16 protein-coding genes and 1 tRNA gene are annotated in these 15770 nt (G+C 53.0%); 13 read left to right on the top strand and 4 right to left on the bottom strand.

The features are described from left to right. Nucleotides 1-191: 191 nt before the first annotated feature. On the top strand, nucleotides 192-1787 hold the full coding sequence (locus J2Y91_RS17310) for a methyl-accepting chemotaxis protein (protein ID WP_133623884.1): 1596 nt from the start codon (nucleotides 192-194) through the stop codon (nucleotides 1785-1787). 44 nt (nucleotides 1788-1831) lie between these two features. On the opposite strand, the gene J2Y91_RS17305 is transcribed toward J2Y91_RS17310, so the two are convergent. Further along, nucleotides 1832-2077, bottom strand: coding sequence for a hypothetical protein (locus J2Y91_RS17305; protein ID WP_048915708.1), 246 nt, complete (start codon nucleotides 2075-2077; stop codon nucleotides 1832-1834). Between the two features lie 72 nt (nucleotides 2078-2149). Further along, nucleotides 2150-2854, bottom strand: coding sequence for a phosphohydrolase (locus tag J2Y91_RS17300; RefSeq protein WP_048915759.1), 705 nt, complete (start codon nucleotides 2852-2854; stop codon nucleotides 2150-2152). 585 nt (nucleotides 2855-3439) lie between these two features. Between J2Y91_RS17300 and J2Y91_RS17295 the strand changes: the two genes are divergently transcribed. From J2Y91_RS17295 to J2Y91_RS17260, 8 genes are all read left to right on the top strand, one after another. Continuing rightward, nucleotides 3440-4096, top strand: coding sequence for a hypothetical protein (locus J2Y91_RS17295; RefSeq protein ID WP_062818142.1), 657 nt, complete (start codon nucleotides 3440-3442; stop codon nucleotides 4094-4096). Nucleotides 4097-4216: 120 nt separating this feature from the next. Further along, nucleotides 4217-5011 carry a DgsA anti-repressor MtfA gene (mtfA, locus tag J2Y91_RS17290; protein WP_099754819.1) on the top strand — a complete coding sequence of 265 codons (795 nt, stop codon included), beginning with the start codon at nucleotides 4217-4219 and terminating at the stop codon, nucleotides 5009-5011. A gap of 100 nt (nucleotides 5012-5111) precedes the next feature. Further along, nucleotides 5112-5187: transfer RNA gene (locus J2Y91_RS17285), tRNA-Asn, on the top strand. 161 nt (nucleotides 5188-5348) lie between these two features. Next, nucleotides 5349-6617 carry a tyrosine-type recombinase/integrase gene (locus J2Y91_RS17280; RefSeq protein ID WP_133623885.1) on the top strand — a complete coding sequence of 423 codons (1269 nt, stop codon included), beginning with the start codon at nucleotides 5349-5351 and terminating at the stop codon, nucleotides 6615-6617. 318 nt (nucleotides 6618-6935) lie between these two features. Further along, the gene (locus tag J2Y91_RS17275; protein WP_112348986.1) at nucleotides 6936-7388 is read left to right on the top strand and encodes a GNAT family N-acetyltransferase; all 453 of its coding nucleotides are present in this window, start codon (nucleotides 6936-6938) and stop codon (nucleotides 7386-7388) included. A gap of 85 nt (nucleotides 7389-7473) precedes the next feature. After that, complete coding sequence (locus J2Y91_RS17270) at nucleotides 7474-7920, top strand: GNAT family N-acetyltransferase (RefSeq protein ID WP_133623886.1); 447 nt, start codon at nucleotides 7474-7476, stop codon at nucleotides 7918-7920. 331 nt (nucleotides 7921-8251) lie between these two features. Continuing rightward, nucleotides 8252-9490, top strand: coding sequence for an IS110 family RNA-guided transposase (locus J2Y91_RS17265; protein WP_133623887.1), 1239 nt, complete (start codon nucleotides 8252-8254; stop codon nucleotides 9488-9490). Between the two features lie 427 nt (nucleotides 9491-9917). Beyond that, the gene (locus J2Y91_RS17260; RefSeq protein WP_133623888.1) at nucleotides 9918-10178 is read left to right on the top strand and encodes a hypothetical protein; all 261 of its coding nucleotides are present in this window, start codon (nucleotides 9918-9920) and stop codon (nucleotides 10176-10178) included. On the opposite strand, the gene J2Y91_RS17255 is transcribed toward J2Y91_RS17260, so the two are convergent. Together J2Y91_RS17255 and J2Y91_RS17250 are read right to left on the bottom strand one after the other, a co-directional pair. Beyond that, nucleotides 10175-11322 (bottom strand): IS3 family transposase gene (locus J2Y91_RS17255; protein ID WP_133623360.1). Its coding sequence is split into 2 segments (ribosomal slippage): nucleotides 10175-11085 and nucleotides 11085-11322, totalling 1149 coding nucleotides; the frame shifts between segments, so codons are not numbered across the junction. The genes J2Y91_RS17260 and J2Y91_RS17255 overlap by 4 nt on opposite strands. A gap of 343 nt (nucleotides 11323-11665) precedes the next feature. After that, complete coding sequence (locus tag J2Y91_RS17250) at nucleotides 11666-12118, bottom strand: hypothetical protein (RefSeq protein ID WP_133623889.1); 453 nt, start codon at nucleotides 12116-12118, stop codon at nucleotides 11666-11668. Nucleotides 12119-12369: 251 nt separating this feature from the next. On the opposite strand from J2Y91_RS17250, the gene J2Y91_RS17245 reads away from it, so the two are divergent. Genes J2Y91_RS17245 through J2Y91_RS17230 form a run of 4 tightly spaced genes read left to right on the top strand, consistent with a single transcriptional unit; the run spans nucleotide 12370 to nucleotide 15759 of the window. Then, nucleotides 12370-13281, top strand: a complete 912-nt coding sequence (locus J2Y91_RS17245) for a metal ABC transporter substrate-binding protein (protein WP_253538993.1) — start codon at nucleotides 12370-12372, stop codon at nucleotides 13279-13281. Then, the gene (locus J2Y91_RS17240) at nucleotides 13278-14069 is read left to right on the top strand and encodes a manganese/iron ABC transporter ATP-binding protein (RefSeq protein ID WP_253538990.1); all 792 of its coding nucleotides are present in this window, start codon (nucleotides 13278-13280) and stop codon (nucleotides 14067-14069) included. Before J2Y91_RS17245 ends, J2Y91_RS17240 begins: the two co-directional genes overlap by 4 nt. Continuing rightward, nucleotides 14069-14923: an iron/manganese ABC transporter permease subunit SitC gene (gene sitC / locus J2Y91_RS17235; RefSeq protein ID WP_253538986.1), complete on the top strand. Its 855-nt coding sequence runs from the start codon at nucleotides 14069-14071 to the stop codon at nucleotides 14921-14923. The genes J2Y91_RS17240 and sitC overlap by 1 nt, the downstream gene beginning before the upstream one ends. Then, nucleotides 14920-15759: a metal ABC transporter permease gene (locus J2Y91_RS17230; protein ID WP_253538983.1), complete on the top strand. Its 840-nt coding sequence runs from the start codon at nucleotides 14920-14922 to the stop codon at nucleotides 15757-15759. Before sitC ends, J2Y91_RS17230 begins: the two co-directional genes overlap by 4 nt. Nucleotides 15760-15770: the final 11 nt, after the last annotated feature.

Raw genomic sequence — 15770 nt, 5'->3', positions numbered from 1 at the left:
GCCAGGCGCAAATCGTTAACACTGCATGGGGATGTACAAAACTCGCTCAGGGCAGTATCGCGCCAGCAGTTTTTACTGGTACTAATTTGCCTTTGTCACGCACAGCTTTCTGTTTGCCGCCGCGGTGGGTGCGCTGTAACACGGGTGACATAAAAGCGGCGAATACTCCGTTTTATTTTACGGGACCCACTATGTCACTGCTGACCGTTCTACCGCTGCGCCTGTTACGTCGCCCTCGTTTTTGCTTTACCGCGCCACCCGGCTGGCTGAAAAGCCTGCGCGGTAGCTTTATCCTGTTTTTAATCATTTTTTCGCTGCTGCAGTGCGCTGGCGTGCTGCTGCTGACCCGGCTGGTGAGCAGCACTGGCGATAACGTGGCGGCAACCCACGCCCTCTCCAACCGCCAGGCGCTGCTGGACAAAGCGCGCATGGAACTGCTGACCGCCAGTGATAACAGCCACCGGGCCGGCATCTATCTGATGCAGGATAACCAGACCGGATCGGTCGACAGCTGGAAAAGCCTGGCAGAGACCGCCCAGGCTTCGCTGGATGAGGCGCGTAAGCTGTTCGGGCAGTACCCCGCCAGCAAAGAGAGCCCGCTGCGGCAGAATTTCACTTTGCTGGCCGACGGGCTGCAGGAGCAGCTGAAAGGGCTGAATGCCAGAGATATCGATACCTTCTTTATGGTACCGATGCAGGCGTTTCAGCAGCAGTTCAATGACGCTTACTATCAGGTGCTGACGCAGGAAAACCAGCGGTCCGGCGAACTGAATCAGTCCACGCTCTCCTCCCTGACCAATAGCCGCAACCTGTCGCTGGCAATCTCCGCACTGCTGGGCGGGCTGCTGCTGCTCGGCGGTGGCCTGCTGCTGCGCGGGGTGATCCAACCGTTAGACCGCGTATCCAGCTGGCTGGCGCAGATCGCCACCGGGGACATCTCCCGACAGCCGCAGCTCAGCGCTTTTCAGTCGGCAGAGATACGCCAGCTGACCGATAGCATCAGCGCGATGCAGCACGGCTTGCAGCATATCGTTGGTGAGATCAATGCCATCTCCAGCGCGGTGCGCGACAGCGCTGACCGCATGGCGCAGCAGAGCGACGAGTTTAGCGCCCACAATCAGCAGCAGACGGCTGCGTTTGATCATATCAGCCAGCGCCTCAACCGCGTGGCGGAAGAGGTCGGCCACAGCGTAGCGTTCACCCGCCACGCCACGCAGCAGGTCCAGGCTACCGACAGCCTGACCCAGCGCTGTGGCGAAGTGGTGATTGCCGTCGAGTCGCAGATGCGCCAGATCGTCGATGCCTCCGGCGAGATTGCCGGGATCGTGACGCTGCTGGAGGGGATATCCCTGCAAACCAAACTGGTGGCGCTCAATGCCGCCATCGAATCGGCTCATGCGGGCGTGTATGGCCGCAGCTTCTCTATCGTGGCGAAGGAGATCGGCCTGCTGTCGGAGAAAAGCAGCGCCTCCACCCGCACCATCGACGGGCTGATCGGTAGCACCCACCAGCACATCGACAGCGGCTTCAATCAGGTGCAGGCGCTGGACGGCCTGTATCAGGAGATCGCCTCTGCCGTCTCCGGCGTGGTGACGCTGCTGAGCGAGCTGCAGCACAACGCCGACGCGCAGAGTAAGCGTGTTAACAGCATCGCCATGGAGATTGGTCGCCTGAATCAGCAGGTAAAAGAGAGCGAGCAGCTGACGCGCCGCAGTGCTGACACCTCAGAAGCGCTGGTCGATCATGCGCAACGGCTGTCGCATAGCGTCAGTCAGTTTGTGTTGTAGAGGATTAAATGGCGTCCCTGAAATAAGGGACGCTGAGAAGCGGTTTATTTTTTCTTTTTCGATTTCTTCAGCAGGCTGCGGATCTGCTTGAGTTCTGCAGCGCTGAGCTGTTCAGTGACGGCTTCTTCAGTATCGAGACTGTCAACAGCCGCCGGCTGCGCAGAGAGGCTTTTCACCAGGTGAGTCGTCACAACTTCACTCAACGAAAGCTGGTTTTCCAGAGCAACGGCTTTGATCGTTTCCTTAAGGGAAGGATCGATCTTGATAGTTAAACTGACTTTGTCGGTCATACCTGATTCTCCTGAGAATTGTCTCAACAAGCTAACCCGTAATGTGCGACTTAACCATACTGTCACAAAAATTTAATATTTCTCTGCTAGCGGGCTGAACTCCTCCAGCACGCTTTGATCGAGGGCACAGAAATCCCCTTTTAATTCAGCGCATAGCTTCGCCATATAGGTTACCAGGAAGCTGGCGTTAAATTCGGCCACTCTTTTTCCTTCAGCGGTCTGCATGGTTTCAGGCAGCTTCAACAATTTTTTCTGGAAATGGTCCAGCGCCCATTCGGCATCATCCAGCGAACGGTCGCGCCCCAGCGGGTCATTACTGTCAAATAGCGAACGCCCCAGCGCGCCCGAAACGTAGAACACGCGCGCCAGGCCAATCGCCCCCAGCGATTCAAGGCGGTCAGCATCCTGCACAATTTTCGCCTCCAGCGTTTCTGCCGTCACGCCAGCGCTGAAGCTGTGGGCGTGCACCGCATGCGCCACCGCCTCGATTTTGTCTGCGGGAAAATCAGGAAACACCTCACGCAAAATGCGCCGGGTTTCATCTGCGGCCTGTTTCGAGGCCAGATGACGCTCGGGATGGTTTTTTGGCAGGTTTACGATGTCGTGGAAGTAGCAACCGGTGAGCACCACCAGTTCGTCAGCCTCTGTCCCCTGCATGATGCGCTGCGCGCTTTGCCAGACGCGCTTAAGGTGCGCGATATCATGGGCTTTATCGCCATGCTGCCAGGTTTCGAAAAGAAAAGCGTCAAAGCGGGATTGCCAATGGGTCAGGTTCATAGACTTCTCCTTATTTTTTGGACTTTTTGAGATGTCAGTGGTGGTTGCCCACTGTAACGGGACGGCCATATCAGCATAAATGAGATCCACATCAAACTTATAGCGGTTGTTTTAACCTTCTCACAACATTTTTTGCATTTTCAGCTTTTTACCAATGCGTTAGCGTGTGACTAATTTTCGATCAAAAGATAAATAAATGTTATGATCCGAAGTCATGCGCTGCGCAATAAATTATACGCTGGCACGGTTTAAACGACTTTTGACCCGCCAGTGAAGTGAACTGATACCCATTATCAATGGCCGCGATCGTACAAGCTTTAGTCGCAGTAACATATTGTATTATGGTAAAATGTCATTTGTGTTACCGCACGACAGCCAGGTTTAAGCCACACCGCAAAGACGGAAGGCGGCACACTTTCCCGGTGCAAATTTTTCGCGCCATTTTTTTTATAAGACTTGCTGATGATTAGTGAAAATACCCACCTGTTTGTTTTTTTAAGCTAAAGTTAGGAATTGTCTGTATTGTATTTTTACTTTGCTTATGAGCCAGGCACTGGTCAAGAAAGTCATATTAGAGGTCAAGCCATGAAAGAACGCCCGATTTTATTTAGCGATCAACGGGTGCGCGCCCTGCTCTCCGGTCAGCAACGGCAGACAAGGCGCATCATGAAGTCCCAGCTGTTTGGGTCGGTTCAGGATAACCACGAAGGCTGCTACGGCATTGATGTATTAAGCAATAACCTGCAGGGAAACCGCGTACTGGGAATGGAAAATCTCAGCTACCACTGCCCGTATGGTCAACCCGGCGACCGTCTGTGGGTGCGAGAAACCTGGCGTGGGCCGGTCGTGCCCCCGCAGGAAATGGCTCAGTACCAGCACTCCCCATTACAGTTCAAAAATATCGATTACTGCCAGTACCGCGCTGACTCCAGCATTTACAGTACCGATGAAGAGGACGACCAGTTCGGTTGGCAGGCAGGGATTCATATGCCGCGCTGGGCCAGCCGTATTAACCTGCTTGTCACCGGCGTGCGCGTGGAGAGAATCCAGGATATCAGCGACGACGACGTTATGGCCGAAGGGGTGCAGGTTGATTCGCACTTCCTTAATAATTTTTTCACCATGCACAGCGAAGCCGTTTCGGCGAAAGATGCCTACCGCAAGCAGTGGGCTATTCAGTACGGCGGCACCAGTTGGGAAGTGAATCCCTGGGTGTGGGTAATCGATTTCGACCGCATCTGAGGCCAGCAGGTACCTTCGCAGCGCTGATTTTTTTCGGCGCTGTTTGCGTTCAGTCACAGACAGACTTCCCGATAACTGATTGAATATTCCCTTTATTTACTTTTGTGGAGTGTCAACTGCATGATCAAGTGGCCATGGAAAAGCGATGACGACGCGATAAATAGCGGGCTTCCCTGGCAACAGGCGCTGGACATTCCATTACTGTCTGCGCTGAGCAGTGACGAACGCAAAACCCTGATCCAGCTTGCCGACCGCTTTCTGCGCCAGAAGCGGCTGGTGGCGTTACAGGGCTTTGAGCTGGATGAGCTGAAAAGCTGCCGCATTGCGCTGCTGTTCTGCCTGCCGGTGCTGAGCCTGGGCTATGACTGGCTGGACGGCTTTCATGAGGTGCTGCTCTACCCTTCTCCGTTTACGGTGGACGACGAGTGGCAGGATGAATTTGGCCTGGTGCATCGTGAACGCATGGTCCACGCCGGGCAGAGCTGGCAACAGGGGCCGATTGTGCTGAACTGGCTGGATATTCAGGACTCCTTTGACTGCTCCGGCTACAACCTGGTGATCCATGAAGTGGCGCACAAGCTGGACGCACGCGGCAGCGGCGAAGCGAACGGCGTACCGGCCATGGCCATGCGCGACGTCGCAAGCTGGGAACGCGAGCTGATGGCGGCAATGAACCACATTCAGGATGAGATTGACCTGGTGGGTGAAAACGCCGCCAGTATTGATGCCTATGCTGCCAGCGAACCGGCCGAGTGCTTCGCCGTGCTGTCGGAGTATTTCTTCAGCGCGCCGGAGCTACTGATTGCCCGCTTCCCGTCACTCTACCAGCGATTTCGCCAGTTCTATCGTCAGGATCCTAATCAGCGACTGGAGCAGCAGCAGTTACACCACAATCCCGGCGGAACTGTACACTAATCGCCCGGGTTGATTTAAACGCAGCCAGTTGAAAGCTAAACTTTTTTTTGCAGTTGACAGCCACGGGGCGGACCGCTAATATTCGCCTCGTTCACACGATTCCTCTGTAGTTCAGTCGGTAGAACGGCGGACTGTTAATCCGTATGTCACTGGTTCGAGTCCAGTCAGAGGAGCCATATTTATGTTTTCATGCATCTTCACGAATCTTTAGGCGTTTTAGATTCAACGAGTTAGCGTGAAAAATCTTCCCGATGCATTTTTAGTTTTCCCTCTGCATCGGGAGAATTTGGTGGTCAGATTTGGGGTCATGTTGGTTCGATGACGGAGTGACCCCCAAATGTCTCTTAACGACACAAAAATCCGCAGCTTAAAACCATCCGCAAAACCCTTCAAAGTTTCCGATTCTCATGGACTGTACCTGTTGGTCAATCCCGGCGGTTCACGTCTCTGGTATCTCAAATATCGTATCAACAGAAAAGAATCACGCCTCGGCTTAGGTGCCTACCCTGAAGTGTCTTTGGCTGATGCCCGCCAACAACGTGACGGCATCCGTAAACTGCTGGCGCAGAATATCAATCCAGCACAACAGCGCTCTGCTGAAAGAGCCACTTCCTCGCCAGAAAAAACCTTCAAGTATGTGGCACTGGACTGGCATAAAAGCAACCGAACGTGGTCAGAGAACCACGCCTCCCGTCTGCTTGCCAGCATGAACAATCATTTATTTCCTGTGATTGGACACGTGCCGGTAGCTGAACTGAAACCTCGTCACTTTATCGACCTGCTGAAAGGCATTGAGCAAAAAGGTCTGCTGGAAGTCGCAGCACGTACCCGGCAGCATATATGCAACATCATGCGCCATGCCGTACATCAGGAGTTAATAGAGCACAATCCGGCTGCAAATCTGGACGGTATCATCGCTCCTCCCGTTAAACGCCACTACCCTGCCCTTCCGCTGGAGCGACAGCCGGAGCTGTTGATTCGTATTGAGGACTACCAGCAAGGACGAGAACTAACCCGCCTGGCAGTATCACTCACCCTTCACCTATTCATCCGTTCCAGCGAACTGCGTTTCGCCCGTTGGTTTGAGATCGATTTCAAAAATAGAATCTGGACCATTCCTGCCACTCGCGAGTCCATCCCCGGCGTCCGCTACTCTGGGCGTGGTGCAAAAATGCGTACTCCACATATCGTTCCACTTTCCTGTCAGGCTATTGCTATTCTGAAACAGATACGGGAAATATCCGGGCATCAGGTGTTGATATTCCCCGGCGATCACAATCCGTATAAACCGATGTGTGAAAACACGGTCAACAAGGCGCTACGTCTGATGGGTTATGACACAAAAGATGAAATCTGCGGCCACGGGTTTCGGGCAATGGCCTGTAGTGCCCTGATGGAGTCTGGCCTATGGGCACAGGATGCGGTTGAACGGCAGATGAGTCACCAGGAGCGTAACAGCGTTCGAGCGGCTTACCTCCATAAAGCAGAATATCTCGATGCCCGTAAAGCGATGTTGCAATGGTGGTCGGATTATCTGGATATGTGCCGGAAAGCGTATGCTCCACCTTATATTTGTGGGAAGGAAATCAGTTGCGCAATGGGATAACCCCTCTGACCAAATAAACCACAGAGATAGCCGTATCAGTCTGTACTGGTACGGCATTTTTCTGGCTTCAACTCGGAGAAATTGTTAAGCCGTTTATGAGCATCTTCAACCGAATTGACCTGCGTGAATCGAAAGTGTGAGGTTCGCTTATCATTTAGATCTATCCACGGAAACGGATTGGGTCAGTTATGAGCGAGGAACGGACATTGCATCCCCGATAAAGCCAAGGATCAGGGTTGTCCCATTATCTGTTCCAATATGGTGATTTTTCAGGCAGCATACTTTATTCTGGTTAAACTCCCTTTGCAGGATATAACCATGATAACAGTAGAGAAATCAGATCCATTTTCTTCAGAATCCCATCGCTTAATCGAAATGCTGTCAGCTGAACTTGCCGCTATTACTGGCGAGAATGGCAAAACCAACTTCACCGTTGAAACTATGAACAATGACAAAGCATTATGGGTATTGGCAAAAAATGCACATGGCGACGCGATAGGATGCGGTGCAATCCGCCCATTAACACAAAACATAGCTGAGCTTAAAAGAATGTTTTCGGACCGAAGCGAGCCAGGCGTGGGTAGTGCATTACTTACTTTTCTGGAAACCTCTGCAAAGCAAATGGGATATCGAGAACTTAAGCTGGAAACCCGACATATCAACCTTCGGGCTGTCAATTTTTACGAGAAAAATGGATATGTTCGTATTGATAATTATGGCCCATACATAGGCAGAGAAGAAGCCGTCTGTTTCTCAAAGTCATTGTACTGATTGCATTTATCGGATCTAACTGCCGCTCCTGGCGCACAGTCAGCTATTCGGGATACTTAATACTTTAAATGCAAAGGGACTACTCATGAATATTCTTATCGAGAGCATTACCCCGGATAACAAAGGCTTTTTTGCGTTAAAAGCAGAGAGCATGGCTGCTGGATTTAACATGCTACACAGACTGGAAGAAAACTGGCTGAACGGGCAAAACCGCTTTGATAAGGCAGGTGAGGACCTGTTAGGTTTTTATGCCGACGGGCTACTCATTGGCGTGTGTGGATTAAACCAAGACCCCTACACGCCTTCAGTTCGGACTGGACGACTCCGTCATCTCTATGTAGGAATTGAATGGAGAAGAAGGCAAGTTGCCATTGCTTTGCTCAGGGCGATACTGGAGGGTTCTGGCCGCTGGTTTGATTTTATCAACACTAACGCGCCTCAATCAGCGTTCATCTTCTATGAACGTGCTGGCTTTATTCCGCTAGTAGATGTCGATAAAGTTACCCACCGTCTGTATCTTACAGATATATAAAGTTAATAACTGTCAATTGATTGATGGGCAATGATGTGACCAACGTCTGCTCTTGGTACACAGCAGACAAACACGTGACGCGCTGAAGGTCCGCTGTGAGCGAAGTATAGTCATTCGCACCCTGAGAATTACACTTTTAAGTGATTCAGGGTATGCGCTTACTGGTTACGAATATTGAGCGAGAATCACGTGATGATCGCTGCTTTTCTTTCGAGCCAGTAGGTGCTCCACGTTCGCTAACGAATACTCAGGGCATGCAGATAAACTGCTGGCTATATTTCTTTCGAAAAGCGTGGAATGCATACCAATCCCCGATAAAAAGGAGTTGGTGATGACTGTGACTAATCAGTTTGCTGCGCACGTTGGTCTGGACTGGGCAGATAAAAAACACGATGTCTGTGTTCAGTTTAAAAACGGCGAACGCGTATTCCATGTGATTGAACATACAGCAGAAGCGCTTGATGCCTGGCTTACTGAGTTACACCAGAAGGTAAAAGGTAGAATCGCCATAGCTCTCGAGCTGAAGAAGGGCCCCGTGGTATATGCTCTTCAAAAATATCCCTTTATCACCGTTTTCCCCGTCCACGCTTTGTCACTGGCTCGTTACCGGCAAGCCTTCTCGCCCAGCGGCGCTAAAGATGACCCGCAGGATGCCGAGCTCGCATTAGAGTTAATGCTGCGTTATCCCCAAAAGATAAAAGCTATTGAACCCGACAATGCGGATATCCGGTTACTCCAGCAACTGGTTGAGCAGCGTCGTCAGTTGGTTGAAGATAAACGCCGTTTTGTGAACCGGATAATCAACACGCTTAAACAGTATTATCCTCAACCCCTGGAGTGGTTCTCACATCGGGGTAGCTTACTGTTTTGTGAACTGATTATACGATGGCCCAGTCTGCAACAACTTAAACGAGCCAGGCGCGAGACGATCCGCAACTTTCTGAATGCCAAAGGCGGTCGCGCAATGGCCCTTACCGAGCAGCGTGTTGTAAGTATTGATAACGCGATCCCATTGACGACAGACTCGAGTGTTATAGAGGCTAATGCTTTGATGGCAACAGCACTGGCGACACAAATTAAAGTCGTGAGTGAAATCATAAAAACCTATGACGAACGAATCGAAGCGCTGTTTGACACATTGCCAGATGCGGGGCTGTTCAAATCACTTCCAGGCATGGGGCCGTGTATGGGCCCAAGAATGCTTGCTGCACTTGGTGATAACCGTGACAGGTTTAATAGCGCTGAAGAAATTCAAAACTACGCAGGTATTGCACCGGTGACAGAAAGAAGTGGCCAGAAATGCTGGGTTCACTGGAGATGGCAGTGTGCCAAGTTCGTCGGGCAGACCTTCGTTGAATGGGCTGCCAAAACGGTTAACTCATCATACTGGGCCAGACTTTATTATCAGGGACTGCGAGAAAAAGGAAAATCTCACCAGTCTGCAATCCGGGCTCTGGCATTCAAATGGATAAGGATCATTTACCGCTGCTGGAAGACCAGAACCCACTACGATGAAGCGAAGTATTTGCTGGCTCTCGAAGCGCGACACTCGCCCTTACTGAAGCCATAAAAAGCTTGTCGAATGTCTCAGGGCGTGAAGCGGACATTGGTTTAATGTCAGAAATGACGTTTTGTGATTGAGCTTCGCCATTGTGAAGTATGTAAAAAGCAAGAATAAAAACTCCGCTGGCGGTAAATCGTATTCGGTTAAATCCGCCCTCACAGGAGTTTTACCGAATGGCGCAGCAGTGAAACCGGCGCGTTCTGCCATGGTGTTGGCCGTCCGGCTCCCCGCGTCCACTATATGTAATATCGGCAGCAACTGAGAAAACCACAACATATTGTGTCTGCGGCAGCAGCGGCGCGCAATTCGGTAGAATACGGGTTTTACCGAATCGTGACGCCCCCCATCCTGCTTCGGAGCGCCAGATATCCCCCTACGTGAGCATACGGTATAAGATTTCAATCATCAGTGATTAGCTCAGTTAGGAATTCATGTGGAAAAGGAAACATGGGCATTAGTTGGAGCAGCAGCAGCCATCGCAGGACCGCTGATTTTTAACACAGTAAAAGAAGCATTCTGGGAGAGGAAAAAAAGAAAAAGAGAAGAACGACACATAGTAATACAGCTTATTTTCTTGCTGGACAAATATATATCTCAGTGTCAATTTTTGTCTTATAACGACGGTATTTATGATCCTGAAAAAGAATACAAGGTAACAGCCTATGTTAAACCTGAATCGCCACGGATAATCTAGACACTTCCGAGCCGTTGATAATACTGGTTTTCATATTCTGTCGGTGACATCTGATCGCTAGAACCATGCCGACGCTTACTGTTATAAAACATTTCGATGTAATCAAAAATATCGCTGCGGGCTTCTTCCCGCGTTCCGTAGATCTTTTTCTTTATCCGTTCGCGTTTCAACAACTGGAAAAAGCTTTCTGCAACCGCATTATCATGGCAGTTACCGCGACGGCTCATGCTGCCCTCCAGGCCGTGTGATTTCAGGAACGACTGCCACTCATGGCTTGTGTACTGACTGCCCTGATCCGAATGAACCAGCACCTGTTTTTGGGGATTACGCCGCCATACAGCCATCAGCAGTGCGTTCAGGACAATATCCTTTGTCATCCGGGATTGCATGGACCAGCCGATAATTTTGCGTGAGAACAGATCAACAACCACGGCAAGATACAGCCAGCCTTCGTGGGTCCTGATGTAGGTTATGTCCGTTACCCAACGCTCATCCGGAGCATCCGGGCTGAACTGTCGCTGGAGCCTGTTGGGCGACACGATACTGGCCTCGCCTTTACGTGCCCGCGGGCTCCGGTATCCGACCTGAGCCTTTATCCCGACACGTTTCATCAGTCGCCAGACTCTGTTCACTCCGCACTGTTGCCCGCTGTCCCGCAGATCCAGATGGATTTTGCGATAACCATAGACGCATCCCGATTCCAGCCAGAACTGTTTAATCTGTCCTGTCAGTCTCAGGTCTGCCTGATGGCGTTGTGAATGCGGCTGCTGAAGCCAGGCGTAAAAACCACTGGGATGAACATCCAGCACCCGACAGAGCAGGCGAACAGGCCAGCAACAGGTGTTGTCACGGATAAAGGCGTACCTCAGTCGGACAGCTTTGCGAAGTACGCCGCGGCTTTTTTTAATATGTCCCGTTCGTCGGTAACCCGCTTCAGCTCTTTCTGGAGACGGCGGATCTCGGCCTGAGCATCTGACTCTTCTTTATTAGTGGAAGAATCCGGACCGTACTTCTTTATCCAGGCGTAAAGGCTGTGGGTGGTGATATCGAGACGTGTTGCAACGCTGGCAACAGAATAACCGCGATCAACAACCTGTTTGACTGCTTCAATTTTAAACTCTTCGGGATAACGCTTACCGCTCATGGGCACCTCTCTTTAAGCCATCTTAAATGACTCTGAGGTGTCTGTTAAACCCGTGGCGATTCAATATAACGATCAAAGTGCCCCCCTACATTAAACGTATCTCAATGAGACTAATAGGTAAATCATTAAGTAGGCCTTAGATGATAAACTGCACTGGCTTACAATAGATTTGTATGATCAAGATGGATGGCATGTATAGCATAAGGTGGTCATTCTGCTGGTCTTGACAGACAGTGGATTCAATTTTAGCCTATTTATCAGCCAATTACTGGCAAAGGCGATCCCAGTCAGAGGAGCCATATTTAAGAAGCCCGCTCAGGGAAACCTGAGCGGGCTTTTTGCTTTATTCGGCGCTTACTGGACCGCTGGTCTCTGAATCACTGTTTTTCCAGCTGTTGTTGCCTTTGTTATTTAAATAGAGGGTATAGACGGTGTCATCCTGCTGAAAGGTCAGCACATCGCCGACATGGTTTACATCGGCAACTTCTTTGCCGTCGACATAGACGCTATCCCCCTCAATATGAATCTCAGCGACTTTCCCACCATTTTTTTGGCTGGCAATATAGTTCCCGGCAAAAGCAGTTAACCCGTTTGCTGCGCCCTGCATGGTTTTGTCAGAAAACCCCGCGCGGGCGTTCTGCTGCTTAGATTTGTGTATATCACACCCCTGCAGCTCCGACTGCTGAGTACAGCCGGAACGCTCGAGCTGCTGACGGTACTTTTCAGAAATTGCGTGCGCAGGAGACTGAATAAATACCGTTATTGCTAACGCTGCCAAAACTGCTTTCTTAATCATATCATCACCATTATCTGTTTTTTTGCACAGCCTGTTGAGCAGCGGGTCGATTCACCGCACTCGCGTTTATAGTCACATCTTAACTCAGTTCACTTCTGGCTCTGGATCAACAATAGTTGATGAAAACCCTCAGAGTCGTGAATATTGAATTGTCATCCCCTGTAAAAATGATTCACCCTGCGATATAGCCTGTGCTATACCTTATAGCAACAGCTAACTATGCCGATTTTTTATACTCTATGGGGGTTGTAATGCCTGAACGGCTTTGGATTAAACGCGGGCTGTGCGCCCTGCTGGTTGCTCTGTTACCGCTGGCCCCTGCCAGCGCCGCAGAAAAATTCAAGGTGATCACCACCTTCACCGTGATCGCCGATATGGCGAAAAACGTCGCCGGGGATGCCGCCGATGTCGCCTCGATCACCAAACCGGGGGCGGAGATCCATGAATATCAGCCGACGCCGGGCGATATCAAGCGCGCTCAGGGGGCGCAGCTGATCCTTGCCAACGGCCTCAATCTCGAGCTCTGGTTCCAGCGCTTTTACCGTCATCTCTCCGGGGTGCCGGAGGTCGTGGTCTCTGACGGGATCGCGCCGATGGGCATCAGCGAAGGGCCGTACAGCGGCAAACCGAATCCACACGCGTGGATGTCGCCGAAAAATGCGCTGATCTACGTCGATAACATCCGCGATGCGCTGGTGAAGTATGACCCGGACAACGCGGCAACCTATCGCCAGAATGCTGAAGCCTACAAAGCCAAAATCAATGCGGCCGTTGCCCCGGTCGAGCAGGCGCTGGCGCAGATCCCCGCCGACAAGCGCTGGCTGGTGACTAGCGAGGGCGCATTCTCCTACCTGACGCGCGACTTCGGCCTGAAGGAGCTGTACCTGTGGCCGATTAACGCCGACCAGCAGGGCACGCCGCAGCAGGTGCGTAAAGTGATCGACACGGTGAAACAGCAGCAGATCCCGACGGTGTTCAGCGAGAGCACCGTGTCCGATAAAGCGGCGCGTCAGGTGGCGCGGGAAACCGGCAGCCACTATGGCGGCGTGCTGTATGTCGACTCGCTGAGTGCGGCAGACGGCCCGGTGCCGACCTATCTCGACCTGCTGCGCGTCACCAGCGAAACCGTGGTCAACGGCATCAACGAGGGGTTAGCAAAATGAACCAGCAGCCCGGTATCGACGTCAGCCAGCTGACGGTCACTTACCGTAACGGGCACACGGCCCTGCGCGACGCTACCTTACAGATCCCGGCCGGCAGCATTGCCGCGCTGCTCGGCATCAACGGCTCCGGAAAGTCGACGTTGTTTAAGGCGATTATGGGCTTTGTGCCGCTCTCCAGCGGGTCAATCACCCTGCTTGGCATGAGCGAAAAACGCGCCCTGAAAAGTAACCTGGTCGCCTACGTACCGCAGTCCGAAGACGTCGACTGGTCGTTCCCGGTGCTGGTGGAGGATGTGGTGATGATGGGCCGCTACGGGCACATGGGGATGCTGCGCATCGCGCGGGCGGAGGACAAACGGCTGGTGGCTGAGGCGCTGGAGCGCGTCGGCATGGCTGATTTCCGCCAGCGCCAGATTGGTGAACTCTCCGGCGGGCAGAAAAAACGCGTGTTCCTCGCCCGCGCCATTGCTCAGCGCGGGCAGGTGATCCTGCTGGATGAACCCTTTACCGGGGTGGACGTTAACACCGAAAGGCAAATTATCAGCCTGCTGCATGAGCTGCGCGCCGAGGGCCGCACCATGCTGGTCTCTACCCATAATCTCGCCACCGTCAGCGACTACTGCGATCATACCGCCATCGTCAAAGGCACGGTGCTGGCCTGCGGGCCAACGGCCACCACCTTCACGCGTGAGAATCTGGAAAATGCCTTCAGCGGCGCGCTGCGCGGCGTCGAGTTTAGCGATGAGCTGCCGCAGCCGGGCCTGACGGTGGTTGGGGGGCAGCGCTGATGGCGTGGCTGGCGGAACCCTTTCACTACCAGTATATGCTGAACGCCATGTGGGTTTCGGCGCTGGTTGGCGGCGTGTGCGCGTTTCTCTCCTGCTATCTGATGCTTAAGGGCTGGTCGCTGATTGGTGATGCGCTGTCGCACTCGATTGTGCCCGGCGTGGCGGGAGCCTATATGCTGGGCCTGCCGTTCGCGCTGGGTGCCTTTCTCTCCGGCGGGCTGGCGGCGGGCAGCATGCTGTTTCTCAATCAGCGTACCCGGCTGAAGGAGGATGCGATTATCGGGCTGATCTTCTCCTCCTTCTTCGGCCTCGGGCTGTTTATGGTGTCGCTTAACCCCACCTCGGTAAATATTCAGACCATCGTACTGGGCAATATTCTGGCGATTGCCCCGGAAGATATCCTGCAGCTGGCGATTATCGGCTTCACCTCGCTGCTGATTTTGCTGGTGAAGTGGAAAGACCTGATGGTGACCTTCTTCGACGAGAACCACGCGCGCTCGGTCGGCCTCAACCCCACCCGCCTGAAGCTGCTGTTCTTCACCCTGCTGGCGGCCTGCACCATCGCCGCGCTGCAAACCGTCGGCGCCTTTCTGGTGATCTGCCTGGTGGTCACGCCGGGGGCGACGGCGTATCTGCTGACCGACCGCTTCCAGCGGCTGCTGCTGATTGCGGTGGTGATTGGCAGCGTCACCAGCTTCTTTGGCGCCTGGGTGAGCTACTATCTCGACGGCGCGACCGGCGGCATTATCGTGGTGGCGCAGACGCTGGTGTTTCTTATCGCCTTTGTCTTCGCCCCGAAACACGGGCTGCTGGCACGCCGCCGCCGCGTCAGCCAGGGAGAGGAGGTACTATGAACCTGACAGAGCTGCTGCTCAGCCCGTTTGAGTTTGATTTCATGCATGCCGCGCTGACCATCTCGGTGATTGTCGCTATTCCCTGCGCCCTGCTCTCCAGCTTTATGGTGATCAAGGGCTGGTCGCTGATGGGCGATGCGATGAGCCACGCGGTATTTCCCGGCGTGGTGATTGCGTGGATCGTCGGCATCCCGCTGGCTATTGGCGCATTCTGCGCCGGGCTGTTCTGCGCGCTGGCGACCGGCTACCTGAAGGAGAACAGCCGCATCAAGCAGGATACGGTGATGGGGATCGTCTTCTCGGGGATGTTTGCCGTCGGCCTGATTATCTATATCTCCGTCAAGTCAGAGGTGCACCTCGACCACATCCTGTTTGGCGACATGCTCGGCATCTCGCCTGCGGATATCTGGCAGAGCGGTGCCATTGCCGGTGTGATTGCCATGATTATCGGCATCAAGTGGCGCGATCTGGTCCTGCACGCGTTTGACGCGCAGCAGGCCAAAGCCTGCGGGCTGAATACCGCGCTGCTGCACTACGGGCTGCTAAGTATGATTGCCCTGACTATCGTTGCCACGCTGAAGGCGGTCGGCATTGTGCTGTCGATTGCGCTGCTGATCGCGCCCGGGGCGATTGCCATTCTGCTGATGCGCCGCTTCTCCTCGGTGATGATCTGCTCGGTACTGCTGTCGGTGGTGGTCTGTTTTAGCGGCACTTACCTGTCATTCTTCCTCGACAGCGCGCCCGGCCCGACCATTGTGCTGCTGTTCGCGGTGCTGTTTATCGCCGCGTTTATCTTCTCGGCCAGGCGCGATCGCCACGCTATCACGGCCCGCTGAGAATAAAAAAA

This window comes from Erwinia aphidicola, from assembly GCF_024169515.1.
Classification (GTDB): Bacteria; Pseudomonadota; Gammaproteobacteria; order Enterobacterales; family Enterobacteriaceae; genus Erwinia; species Erwinia aphidicola.
The sequence above is the reverse complement of the archived record's forward strand: the minus strand, read 5'-3'. Positions and strand labels throughout refer to the sequence as shown.